At 29.6% G+C, this 13,114-nt stretch carries 13 protein-coding genes; 1 reads left to right on the top strand and 12 read right to left on the bottom strand.

The annotated features are described in order from the left end of the window. Positions 1-2: 2 nt before the first annotated feature. A complete protein-coding gene (locus MARPI_RS07715; protein WP_014297030.1) occupies positions 3-2,351 on the top strand; it encodes a homocysteine S-methyltransferase family protein in 2,349 nt (782 codons plus the stop codon). Positions 2,352-2,367: 16 nt separating this feature from the next. Here the strand turns inward: MARPI_RS07715 and MARPI_RS10800 are convergent, their stop codons facing one another. The 12 genes from MARPI_RS10800 to MARPI_RS07655 all read right to left on the bottom strand — a co-directional run bounded on the left by MARPI_RS10800 (position 2,368) and on the right by MARPI_RS07655 (position 13,114). Beyond that, a complete protein-coding gene (locus MARPI_RS10800; protein WP_014297029.1) occupies positions 2,368-4,335 on the bottom strand; it encodes a peptidylprolyl isomerase in 1,968 nt (655 codons plus the stop codon). Between the two features lie 83 nt (positions 4,336-4,418). Beyond that, positions 4,419-5,393 carry a thiamine pyrophosphate-dependent enzyme gene (locus MARPI_RS07705; protein ID WP_014297028.1) on the bottom strand — a complete coding sequence of 325 codons (975 nt, stop codon included), beginning with the start codon at positions 5,391-5,393 and terminating at the stop codon, positions 4,419-4,421. Between the two features lie 15 nt (positions 5,394-5,408). Continuing rightward, positions 5,409-6,578 (bottom strand): 2-ketoisovalerate ferredoxin oxidoreductase subunit alpha, encoded by a 1,170-nt coding sequence (gene porA, locus MARPI_RS07700; protein ID WP_014297027.1) that lies wholly within the window; start codon positions 6,576-6,578, stop codon positions 5,409-5,411. Positions 6,579-6,593: 15 nt separating this feature from the next. Next, a complete protein-coding gene (locus MARPI_RS07695) occupies positions 6,594-6,902 on the bottom strand; it encodes a 4Fe-4S binding protein (RefSeq protein ID WP_014297026.1) in 309 nt (102 codons plus the stop codon). After that, positions 6,895-7,470 (bottom strand): 2-oxoacid:acceptor oxidoreductase family protein, encoded by a 576-nt coding sequence (locus MARPI_RS07690; protein ID WP_014297025.1) that lies wholly within the window; start codon positions 7,468-7,470, stop codon positions 6,895-6,897. Before MARPI_RS07690 ends, MARPI_RS07695 begins: the two co-directional genes overlap by 8 nt. A 24-nt stretch (positions 7,471-7,494) precedes the next feature. Further along, on the bottom strand, positions 7,495-9,081 hold the full coding sequence (locus MARPI_RS07685; RefSeq protein WP_014297024.1) for a glycoside hydrolase family 57 protein: 1,587 nt from the start codon (positions 9,079-9,081) through the stop codon (positions 7,495-7,497). After that, positions 9,078-9,872 carry a DUF4912 domain-containing protein gene (locus MARPI_RS07680; protein WP_014297023.1) on the bottom strand — a complete coding sequence of 265 codons (795 nt, stop codon included), beginning with the start codon at positions 9,870-9,872 and terminating at the stop codon, positions 9,078-9,080. The genes MARPI_RS07685 and MARPI_RS07680 overlap by 4 nt, the downstream gene beginning before the upstream one ends. Positions 9,873-10,012: 140 nt before the next feature. Then, the gene (locus tag MARPI_RS10795; protein ID WP_148265163.1) at positions 10,013-10,468 is read right to left on the bottom strand and encodes a ComF family protein; all 456 of its coding nucleotides are present in this window, start codon (positions 10,466-10,468) and stop codon (positions 10,013-10,015) included. 148 nt (positions 10,469-10,616) lie between these two features. Further along, entirely contained in the window at positions 10,617-11,891 is a 1,275-nt protein-coding gene (locus tag MARPI_RS07670; RefSeq protein ID WP_014297021.1) for a HEAT repeat domain-containing protein, read from the bottom strand. 1 nt (position 11,892) lies between these two features. After that, on the bottom strand, positions 11,893-12,333 hold the full coding sequence (locus MARPI_RS07665) for a type II secretion system protein (protein ID WP_014297020.1): 441 nt from the start codon (positions 12,331-12,333) through the stop codon (positions 11,893-11,895). Continuing rightward, a complete protein-coding gene (locus MARPI_RS07660; protein ID WP_014297019.1) occupies positions 12,330-12,872 on the bottom strand; it encodes a hypothetical protein in 543 nt (180 codons plus the stop codon). Before MARPI_RS07660 ends, MARPI_RS07665 begins: the two co-directional genes overlap by 4 nt. Next, on the bottom strand, positions 12,872-13,114 hold the full coding sequence (locus tag MARPI_RS07655) for a DNA-directed RNA polymerase subunit omega (RefSeq protein ID WP_014297018.1): 243 nt from the start codon (positions 13,112-13,114) through the stop codon (positions 12,872-12,874). The genes MARPI_RS07660 and MARPI_RS07655 overlap by 1 nt, the downstream gene beginning before the upstream one ends.

Below are 13,114 nucleotides of genomic sequence, written 5' to 3'. Positions count from 1 at the left end.
AGATGAATAGAAAAGAATTTTCTGAATTGTTAAATCAAAGAGTTCTTTTTTTAGATGGTGCTTATGGCACAGAATTTTTCAAAATGGGTATTAGAGGTAGAATGCCTATTGAATTGTTGAATATAACAAATCCAGATGCAGTATACACATTACAAAAAGCTTATGTAAATGCTGGTGTTGATTTTTTATTAACAAATACTTTTAGTGCAAATAGATTAAAAATGCAATCATTAAAGGTTAAAGAGAATATTAAAGATATTAATTTTCATGCTGTAAAAATAGCGAAAGATGCTGCTAAAAATTCTAACGTAAAAATTCTTGGAGATATATCCTCAACAGGAATATTATTAACTCCCCTCGGCGAATTATCATTTGATGAAGCATATGAGGTATTTAAGGAGCAGGGAGAAATTCTCTTAAACGCAGGTATTGACGGTTTTATAATAGAAACAATGTCTGATTTAAAAGAATTAAAAGCTGCATTTTTAGCATTAAGGGATCTGGATAATAATATTCCTATAATTGCACATCTTACATTTGAAGAAAATGGACGAACAGTAACAGGAACAAGTGTTGAAATATTTGCCACATTATTTAATGATCTTGATGTAGACGTTATAGGAATGAATTGTACTTTAACTCCTGAAGAAATGATTAAGGTATTTCAAACACTTTCAAAATACTCAAAAAAGCCCATAAGCGTTGAACCAAATGCTGGAAAACCTAAACTTCAGCCAGACGGAAGTGTAATTTACAATACAACACCTGAAAAATTTTCTGTATATATGGAAGATTTTGTTCATCTTGGTGCAAATATTATTGGCGGTTGTTGTGGCACAGGCCCAGAACATATCAAACTTATGAGAGAATTTATTGGCAAGACAAGAGTTAGAAAAAGAGAGACTATAAAAAAACAGTTTCTCTCAAGTAGAACTATATTAAGAGAAACAGAACCATTTCTTATAATAGGCGAAAGGATAAATGCTTCAGGAAAGAAAAATTTCCAAAATGCTATAAGGGAATATAATTTTGATAGAATGGTAAATCTTGCAACAGCTCAGGAAAAAGAAGGGTCACATGTATTAGATATAAATCTTGGTATTGAAAAATTGCTTGATAAAAAACATTTTGAAAAAAGTATAATAATTCTTGATAAAATAGGTTCAATTCCTTTATCTCTGGACATACAACAACCCGAATTTATGGAAGTTGCTTTAAAGGAGTATGTTGGAAGACCTTTAATAAATTCTTCAACTGTTGAGAAAGAAAAATTGGATACAGCTATAAGATGGTTAAAAAGATACGGCGGAATGCTGATTTTGCTTACAATGAAAAATAAAATACCAGAAACTGCTCAGGAAAGATTTGAAATTGCTATGAAAGGCATTAAATACCTTGAAGAAAATGGTATTTCAAAAGATAGAATCTTTGTTGATCCATTGGTATTGCCAGTTGGAGCAAAAAAAGATCCTTTTGTTACTCTTGAAACTATAAAATTACTTTCAGAAAAAGGTATTAAAACATCTATAGGATTATCAAACTTAAGTTTTGGACTTCCAAGCAGAGAAGGCATTAATGCTTCGTTTTTATCCCTTGCAATACACAATGGTCTTAGTGGAGCAATACTTAACTCAAAAGAAAGCAGCACCATGAATATTGTTTTTGGTTCATTGATATTGCATGGAATGGAAGTTTCAAGAGATACATCTACCTCAACAGGAGATGAATTAGCTGACTTAATATTAAAGAAAAAATCCAGGGAATTAAAGGAAAAGATTAATTTGTTGCTTAAAGATTATACCCCTCTTCAGGTGAGTCAAAACATTCTTGCCAAAACAATGGAATATATCGGTGAATTATATTCAAAAGGAGAAATTTATTTGCCACAATTAATTTTAGCTGCTGAAACGGTAACTCCTATTTTTGAATATCTAAATAATATGCTTAAAAAAGAAGAAAGTTCATCAAAGGGTACAATTCTTGTAGCTACTGTTGAAGGTGATGTTCATGATATTGGTAAAAAGATAGTAGCTACAGTATTAAAAAGCTCAGGATATGAAGTAATAGATATAGGAAAGGATATTCCAGGAAAGATTATTTTAGAAAAGGTAAAAGAATTAAAGTCAGATCTTTTAGGACTTTCTGCAATGATGACAACAACAGTTGGAAAAATAAAGGAGGTTAAAGATTTATTACTGGAAAATGGTGTTGAAATACCTATAATTGCTGGTGGGGCTTCTATGAACAAAGAACTTGCTTCAAAGTTCGGTGTATTTTATGCCAAAAATGCAAATGAAGCTTTAAAATATGCAAAAAGGTTTATAAATAATAAAAAAATCAGAGAGCTTTAGATGCTCTCTGATTTTCTTATTTATTAGTTGATGTTGCATTTTTCGTTGCTTCATATTCTTTTTCTGTTTCTTCAATCATTTTGTCTATTCCAGGATATTTTGGATCAAGTTTTTTGATTTCTTCCAGGTATCCCAATTTTGTGAATGGATCTGGACTAAATGTATCTGTGAAATCTAATAATGTTTCAAGTGCTTCTAATCTTGTATCTGTCGATGCTTTAGAGAATGCAACTCTATTTAAATTGAAACTAATTTCTCTAAGCTGCTGACCAAAATACTGGAACATTGAATTTGCATCTATATACTGTAAGTATTGTTTATACATGTTAAATTTATTTTCTGAATATTTTAAAGCAACTTCTGGATTTTGTGGTTCTTCTTTATAATAGAAATCAACTGTTTTTGTTGAGCTTGGATATTCTGCAAATAATTCATCTAATACTTTTATCCTTTTTGCTTTTAAATTATCTAATTCTTTTTGTAGTTCTACTTTTCCATTTGCTATTTCTTCATCAGTATAATCTTTTAATTCTGCCTTTAATTCAAGAAAATCTTTTGCATCTTCATATTTAAATCTTTCTTTTAATAATTTTGTATATTCTTCACCTGATACATTTTTCATTTTAGCTGTTAATTCTTCTATTTTCTTTGTAATTTCATCATGGCTGAGTTTTATTATTTCCGGATCAACTGAATCTTTTAAGGTTAAGTATTTTGTAAATTTATCCAACCTTGTTTCGTATATATCTTTTAATAATCCAGTTGCATAAACGTATATAGCCATTTCATTAACTGATACGTTTATTGCCAATTCACCTTTATCATCAAATACATAATTTTCCATCTCTGAAATAAATTCTTTTATTTTATTTTCATCTTTATCCTGTGAAAGTTTTGTATATTCATCATATAATTTTAAATCTTCCTCGAGATATGATAAAGCCAATTTTTCGCTTTCTTTATAGTTTTTCAACCATTCTATAAATTTATCGTTTTTAAGTGTTTTTTCTATTTCAGAATATATTTCTGGATATTTATCCATTATATCTTCTGGTTTATTAAAGATTTTTTTATCCTGTACTCTTATAATATGATATCCATAATTTGTTTTTACAGGTCCTACTAAATCTCCTACTGTTGCGTTAAATGATGCATCTTCAAATTCTTTTACCATTGCTCCATGTTTGAACCAACCTAATTCTCCGCCACTTGTTGCATTTGATGTGTCTTTTGAATATTTTGCTGCTGCATCTTCAAATGTAATTTCTTTGTCTTCTATCATTTTCTTAATCTTTAATGCTGTAGCTTCATCACTAACAAGAATATGTTGAGCTTTTACTTCTTCGTATTTCTTTTTTAAATCGTCAAAATTATCTTTTAGATATTTTAACCCTTCATCTTTTGAAACTGCTGATACATGATCTTTTACTTTATCGATAATTAACTGGATTCTATACATATTTTTATAGTTTGATTTAATTAAATTTCTAAGATTATCTTCACTTTTATAATAATCTAAATATTTCTTCCATGTATCCTCATTTTCTTTTAATTTTGCAATTTGATCATCTATATATTTGTTAAACGCTTTTTCAAGTTCTTTATCTGATGGTGTTAATCCATTTTGATCAGCATAATATTCTATTACCTTTATATCGAATAATTGTTTTACAGCATTGTAATTTAATGCTAATTCATCAAATACAGGATCAATTTTTTGACCATATGCCGCATATTGTTGTCTCATCTGTGAAACTTCATCACTTACTTCATTATTCATAATCCAATAAGGATAATCAAGTTCAGTTCCATCTTTTGTTAACACTGCTACAGCATTATCTTTAGATGGTTTAGCATTTGCTGCTGCATTCTGTTTTGATGCCCCCATATATGCTGCAACAGACCACCATACTATACCTGCTGTAAATAATACAACGATTATTATAACTATAACCTTTTCCCATTTGACAAACCAATCTCTCATCTAATAACCCCCTCTGTTACTGCATTTTTAGTGTTGTTATTATAGCCTAAAAACCGGGGGCAAGCCCCGGTTTTTAAGTTTTATTATCTTAAGTACATATCTTTTGTAACTTCTTCAAGTTTTAATAATCTTTCCCATCTTGTATCTACATATTTTTGCATTTCTGCGATCATATCCTGATATTCAGGATGTTGTAATGCTTTTCTAAATCTTCCAATTGATCTGATATATTCTTCAATTGGTTTGAAGTTTCTTGGTTTTCTTGTAATTTTATATACTCCTCTATCAATTTCGTATAATGGCCAGTATTTTGTTTCTACTGCTAATTTTGTAATTTTTGGACCATCACTTTCAGGAATTCTCCAGAATCTTACACATGGTGCCAATACTGCAATAAATGCTGGACCTTCGTGTTTTAAACCTTTTTCAACTTTTGCCATAAAATCAAATGGATCTGAAGTTGAAGCTGTTGCAGCATATACGTTTTCATGAGCACCAATTATTTCAACAATGTTTTTCTTAAATTGTACTTTACCGTTTTTAACTTTACCAACAGGTTCTGTTGTTGCGTCTGCACCTGGAGGTGTTGATCCTGATCTCTGGTTACCTGTGTTCATATAACCTTCATTATCATAAAGGATGTATAAGAAATCATGTCCTCTTTCAATTGCACCTGATAATGATTGAAGACCTATATCGTATGTTCCACCGTCTCCACCAAATGCTATAAACTTTATTGGTTTATCTGTCTTTAATCTTCCTCTGTTTTTTAATGATCTATATGCAGCTTCTGCACCAGAAATTGTTGCTGCTACATTTTCAAATGCGTTATGGATGTATGGAATATTCCATGATGTAAATGGATATATTGTTGATGAAACTTCTAAACATCCTGTAGCTGCACCTACTACTGGTTCATATCCTAAAGCTTTTGCTGTCATTGTTGCCCATTTTGCTACCATTGGTGCGTTACATCCTGGACATAATCTATGTCCCTGTGTAAATGGCCAATCTTCTTTATCTACCAAATTAATTAATTGCTTTAAATTTACAGGCACTATTATTCACCTCCATTATTCTTTTAAACCGAGATATCTTTCTTCGTTTGGATCAAGGTCGCCTTTCATTGCGTCTTCGAATGGAATGTGTAACATGTGTGGTGTTACATCTCTTCCACCTAAACCATATACATATGAACCTATCATTGGTTTTTCCTTTGCTTCATATAATGCTGATTTTATCAATGAATATAATGGTGCTTCTTTACCAAATGACATAGCTCTATCAAGTACCATAACTGCTTTTCTACCATCAAGAGCTTCTAAAATTTCTTTCTTTGGGAATGGTGTGAATACCCATGGTTTTACTAATCCAGCTTTTATTCCTTTTTCTCTTAATTCATCAACAACATATTTAGCTGTTGATGCAGCTGAATTCATAACAACCATTACGTATTCAGCATCTTCCATTCTATATAAATCTAAGAAGTCATATTTTCTTCCTGAAATCTTTTCATATTCTGCAAATACTTCAGGTAATGCTTTGTAAGCATTTTTTAAACCTTCTTGTTGTTGTCTATGATGTTCGAAATAGTAATCAAATAAGTCTAATGGCCCATGTGTAATTGGGTTATCAATATCTAATAATGGATATTTTGGTTCCCAAATTCCAACAAAGTCTCTTACAACTTCGTCATCTAAAATTTCTACACCTTCAACACCATGTGATGTAATGAAACCATCAAGGTTAACCATTGCAGGTGTTAATACTTCTTCTCTTTCTGCTAATTTTGTAGCAATAATTGTCATATCATATGCTTCCTGTGAATTTTCTGAGAATAACTGAATCCATCCAGCATCTCTTACAGCGTAAGCATCTGAATGATCTCCGTGTATATTAATAGGACCTGATAAAGCCCTGTTAACTATTGGCATTACAATTGGTAATCTCATTGATGCTGCTATATATACAATTTCAAACATTAATGCTAAACCGTTTGCTGCTGTTGCTGTCATTGTTCTTGCACCTGCTGCAGCTGAACCAACAACAGCACTCATTGCTGAGTGTTCTGATTCAACAGGTACCATTACTGTATCAACAGCTCCATCTGCAACAAATTGTGCAAAATATTCAACTATTGGAGTCTGTGGTGTTATTGGATATGCAGCTACAACATCTGGATTTATCTGTCTCATTGCATGAGCAACTGCAGCTGCACCAGTAATTGCTAATGTTTTAGGCATCTATATTCAACCTCCTTATTTTAAAAATTCCGTTTCAGGCTTCATTGTAATTGCATTTACAGGACATACTTCTGCACATGTTCCACAACCTTTACAATATGTGTAGTTGAAGCCTATCATTTCTGTTTTTCCATCTTCTTTTACTTTTCCATCTATTGCCATGTCTGGACAGTATAACCAACATTGCATACAATTTATACATGCATCTTTATCTACAATTGGTCTCATTACTCTCCATGTACCTGTATTGTATTCTCTTGCTGTTGCTGGTTTATCTATTACACCAGCAATTGGCATTTCTTTCCAGCTATCGTATTTAGGCATCGCCTTTCACCTCCTGATAACCGCGGTCAACAGCTCTTAAGTTTGCTTGAACTACTTCTTCGGAGAATTTCTTTTCAAATGTTTTTCTAACCTTTTCCTTTACAACTTCCATTGGAACAACATTTGTCAATTTAACAAGAGCTCCAATCATAACTGTATTTGGAATACCTCTTTTTATTTCTTCTAATGCTATATCTGTTGCTGGAATTGTATATATTTTTCCCTTGAATCCTGTTTTTTCTCTTACTTCTTCTGGTGACATAACTGTGTTAACCAACATAATCTTATCTTCACCGAGACCAGCTGTAATATCTGGCAATCCTAACATAGTATCATCGAATACAACAACAACATCTGGATTTTCAATACCGCTTCTTATTCTAATTGGAACATCAGCAATTCTGTTAAATGCTTTCATTGGTGCTCCTGATCTTTCTGCACCGTATTCTGGGAATGCTGTTGAGTATTTTCCTGCTTCTACTGCAGCTTCTGTTAAAAACTGAGAAGCACTTTTTGCACCCTGACCAGCTCTTCCATGCCATCTGATTTCAAAGTATTTTTCTGGCACTTTATGCCCTCCTTTCAAAATTGATCACATTATTTTACTATAATCAATGTTCTCAAAAATCTTATCTACCCACATATAATATTTTAACTTATTTTTTTCAATTTTTCCACTGTCAAGCATTTCATTAAGTTCAAAAAAACGTTTCACGTGTGTTTTGATTCTGTTAACGGCATATTCTACTGTCGTCCCTGAACTTATAATAAACGCCCAATCACTTGATTGCGTAAGCATTAGCTCTGTTATCATTTGTTGCAAAACACGTTTTTCCTGCTCTGTAAATTTATTGTTAATTTTCTTTTTCAAAACTTCAACCATTTCATATATTGCCGGATATATCCAATCATTATTGCCATTTATCCACTCTTCAAAATATCCGTTTATTCCCCACGTTGATTTTGAAGGTGAAAGCATTTGAATTTCTTCTATATCATTTAAAATTTCCATTGGCGTTTTTGCATTTAAGTTTTCTACTGCATCAAGATTTTCAAAAACTTTTTGTAAAAAAATAATTCCTTCATACCACCAATGCCCAAAAAAATCTGTATTAAATGCATAAACCATTGTTGGTTCTATTTCTGGATATTCGTTAGATAGCTTTTTTAACTGTTTTTTCCTTTTTTCAACGAAATCTTTTGCATGTTCTTTTACAACGCTATATGCTTCATCTATATCATATAATCCTTTTTCGAATAATTCTTTTTCCTTTCCTGTTATTTTATGATATTTTATTCCTGTGTTGCATCTTACTCCACTTTTATCAATATAATCTTTTATATACTCATATTCCCTATCAAATCCTATATCTCTATAAAATTCTCTATATCTTGGATCCGATGTATATCCATATTCCGGATCAAAAATCTCAAAATTATTTTCTTTATCTCTTCCAAATACAAATAATCCTTCATGTGTCATTATTGGATTATATACATTATACAGTGGATAACTTTCACCGTGTATCAGAGCTTCTCTTTCAAGTATTGTATATTCTATTCCAAATTCCTTTAATATTGCATCAAGTCCTTCATAATAAGCTAATTCAGGAAGCCAGAAACCTTTTGGATAATATCCAAATGCTTTTTTAAATGTTTCAAGACCATATTTTACCTGCATTTTAACTATATCAGGATATTCCTGATATATTGGAAGAACCGCATGAGTTGCTGCTGTGGTAATTAATTCGAGATAACCTTTTTCTGCATATTCTTTAAATGCTTCAAGAATATTTTTCTCATATTCTCTTTCAAATATAACAAGAATTTCTTTAAACCTATTTAGATAATAGTCTGCCATTTTATGTTTTTGTATCTCTTCATCTTTTGTTTTTATATATTCATTTTCTGCAAGTTTTATAATCTTTTTTAAATAACGAACATACTTTTCCTGTAAATCAATGCTACTCAACATTTCAATTAATGTAGGCGAAAAACTCATTGTTAATTTAAATTCTATTCCTCTATGTTCAAGCTTTTTAAACATCTGAATTAATGGCACATATGTTTCTGTTATAGCCTCAAAAAGCCATCTCTCTTCCATAAACTCTTCATAATCCGGATGTCTTACATATGGAAGATGTGAATGTAAAACAAATAATATATTTCCTTTTTTCATTTCTTTATCCCCCTATTTAAAGAATACAAGTTCCAGATAAATGATCCTCCACCTGATATAGGGGGTTTATCTCCCAATTGAGAAAATATCATATTTCCATTAGAGACTCCGGAAATTTTTTCAATTATATTAAATTCTTTTTTATGCTTTATTTTTCTTTTTTTACCAGTTTTTAAATTATACATATATACTGATTCTGAAAAATTTGGCTTATCAGATGGCATCTTCACTCTATTACTTCTAATTATCGCTATAAATTCTTTTTCCTGTGTAAAATACCCTAATTCTGCAATGTATTCTTTGTTAGGAACTGGTAAATAAAAATAGTAGTTTGTATATTCTTTTAAATCATTTGGATATTCATATGTTCTATGAGGTACATCTATATCCATTTCTATTCCTGTTATATCATAAAATCTCATTATAAGTTTTGTACTTTCAGAAATTTTATTTAATTTTTCTATTATTTCATTTGAAAATTCCCAAAATGCATGAACCCAATTTGCATTTACACTTGTAATAACAAGAATATTTTTATTTAATTTCTTCCCGTATTTAAGTATAGAATTTTTATTAATTGACTTCGTTGTAAAACTGTTCATAACCGTTGGATCTGTAATTAATCCTTCTTCCTTCAATTGTAATAGCTTGTTTTTTATAACTTTTATAATATCTTTTTTTCTCATTGATCTTTTTAATTTAATGCCCATATTTTTGGCAATATTTCTTAACTCTTGAATGCTGGGCTCATCATTTTCAAGCAACATGGATAGTTTTTTGTCTATTATCATTTCTATGACCTCCGATAGAATTTTGTCATTTAAATTCTATCATATATTTTTTTTTAGCAAACAAGAGCATATTTAAAAATTTTTCTTATAACTATATTTAATTATTTGTAATAACCAGATTTTCAACATTATGAACAAATTCATTTCTTTACATTTTTGCAAAGAGTTATAACAGTAATTTTACCTTTTAGTATATTTAATACCTCTTCTATTGTAGCACCTGTCGTATAAACATCATCAATTAGTATATAATCTTTTTTTTCTAACTCACTGACCAATACGAATTTTCCTTTTATTTGCTTTTTTCTTTCTTCAATCGTATTAGCTTCTACCTGGGATTTATTATACCCTTTTTTTACTGAAATTGCATGATTTATTTTAAAGCCTGTATATTTAGAAAAATTCTTTGCAATTTCCTTTACAGGATTATATCCCCTTATTTTATAATGACGTTTTATTGACGGAATATATAATATTTCTGGTTCATTTGAAAAATCTATTTTAAAATATTTATATGTTTTTAATAGCATTTTTGAAAGAAAATCAGCATAATGTATTTTTTCACGAAATTTGAATTCCTGTACTATTCTTTTCATTGTTTCCTCATAAAACGAGGAATGGTATATAATTGTGTTATTTAATACTGTTATTGAAGGATCAAATAACTTTTCTTTGCATTCAATACAAAGAAATTCATAGAAAGGTATTTTTTTCCCGCAGGAAATACATTTATTTGGAAATATCTCATTCAAGAACACTTGGAACAACCTCTGGATTTAATTTTAAAAGTGTTGTTAATGCTGCTAATTTTAAAGCACCATTTTCATTTTCATCTTTTAAAATATTATATGGTGTTTCCCAGAAATTGTTTGCTTTTAATATTTTTAATATATTTATGGCATTTTTCCTTAAATTAACTGGATATGATTTATTTTCTGCGATTTTAGAAACTTCCATTAAAAATTGTTCTGCCTTTAATTTTCTTATTATTTGCAATGCATAACCTTTTCTCTTTACTGAAAGTGATTCTAAAAACTCTGGAATTTTATCAAGTAATGTATAATCAAGAAAATGTAAAAGATAACTTACCGCACCGCTCAAAAATTCATCTTCTACGGTATCCAATATTTCCCTTGCATAATCTACATAATTCATATCATCCTTATCTGCTGCAAGTTTAAATCCAAAATTCTTAATTTTAGGAATTTCTGATTTTATAAATTCGTCTATTACCCAATCTTCTACTATATCATTTCCGCATATTTTCTTACCTTTATTAACCAATTCATATAATAAATCTATATCTTTTTCTTCTTCAATATTCTTTGTAAAGAAATTCTTCGATATTTCACACGGCAATGCAGACATATATTTTATTATCAATAATTTTATCTCTTTTGATGCATTTAAATACGCCTCACCTAATGCATTATATACAGTAACAGAGTCATTCGCTTCAAAAAATCGTTTTAACAATAACTTTTTTAATGTCATGGATATTTCTTCTGATAATAGGCTATCGTTTATTGAATCGCTATAATCCAACAATACTTTTATTTGCGCATTAGGTTCATCTTTAAAATAAGGTTTTATTTTTTCTATATCTTCTGGATAGAACTCTATAAATGAATTAACCAATTGAAATCTAACCTTGAAATCCGGATCTTTTGAAAGAGGATATATTTTTTCAAAGTTCTCACATCCAAGAGCTAAATATAATTTTACACTTTCTTTTCTTATTACCGGAGAAATATCTGTAAACAATTCTTCTAATAAGTCGCATCTTAATTTCCCCATTTTTTCCAGATATTTTAACGCAGAAAGACGTACATTTGCATTATGGTCTTTTAACATTTCCTCTATATGAGTTACTTCAACCTTTTGTTTAGAAAGTTCCTGTATTGATTTTGCTTTAACTGTGGAAACCTTTGATTCAAGCAATTCAAGATATGTTCTCATGTTTTCAATTCTTATTTTTTCCTGTAATAATTTGTATGCCTCAATTATTGGATTTGCCATTTTACCACTCCTCAGAATATATATTTAATTCATAATTATCAAATCTAAATTTCATTATTTTGTTTTGATAGTTTAAATCTGACATATTTACACTTCTATATAAATAATCTCTAGTTTTTTGACCGGCTTCATTGATATACACCACACTTAAATCATTTCCATATTTTTCTATTATTACTGGTTTATCTTCATTATTTAAAAATATCATTTGTTTAGTAAGACTGTATTCTTTAAATTCTATTGTTTCAGGTTTTATATCGTATTTTAATAATTTAAACAATGATAAAATTGAATTTTCTGCATTAAGTCTTTTAAAATCTTTATATAAAATCTCTTTATACATAACAATTGTCCTTGCACTAATTGCAAGGACAATTGCTGATATTATTGATAGTATCATCAAAGATATTACACTTTCAAGAAGAATATATCCTTTTTTCATTGTATTGGCTCCGAAAAATATATTGAAAAATCCTTTCTTCCATTTAAAAATCTAAATTCAAGTTTTAAATCATCTATGAAATCTTCTGGTGGTGGAACTATATAAGTTATCTTAAAAAACATATAATCGCTTAAATTAGTGGAATATGTTTCCTGTGAAAGCGGATAACCAAACCCTGCTTTTAAACTTATATTTTCCATATTTAATTTCAATCCTGAATATAAAAGATAAATACTTCTATTTTCTGTTGCATCTTTTGTAATTCTATCATTAAACCATGCAACACCAAAATTTATATTACTGGTATCGCTTATTTTAAGAATAGAAGTACTTACATCTATTAATGTTATAAAAGATAATTCAGGCTCATTTACATATGAAATATCTGTTAAAAATTCAAAGTTATTTTCGTCTAATCCCAGACGCAATCCCATATTCCAATTATCTTTCCCTGTTAATATAGACATACCTATATCAAAATTAATAGCACTTGCTATAAATGCAATGATTAAAAAAGTAAATAGTAAAGTTTTTTTCACTATTTCACCTCTGGTTTTAAGTCAGAAAGTCTATCTTTGTTTTTTAATCTTACATGTCCTTTCTCAATTTCTTTAAAAGCTATGGTAACAAGGTTATTGTCAGAAGTCTCTACAAGTGGTTTTGATGTCGCATCAAAACCTTCATCTTTTAATATCTGTACTCTTTTTGCAACCATAATTGGCACAACATATTTGAACCCAACTTTTTCCATTATTTTATCATAGTTAAAATCCATTGACAT

Origin of the sequence: Marinitoga piezophila KA3 (assembly GCF_000255135.1) — a bacterium.
Classification (GTDB): domain Bacteria; phylum Thermotogota; class Thermotogae; order Petrotogales; family Petrotogaceae; genus Marinitoga; species Marinitoga piezophila.
Note: the sequence above shows the minus strand (reverse complement) of the source record. Positions and strands in the feature narration are given on the sequence as shown.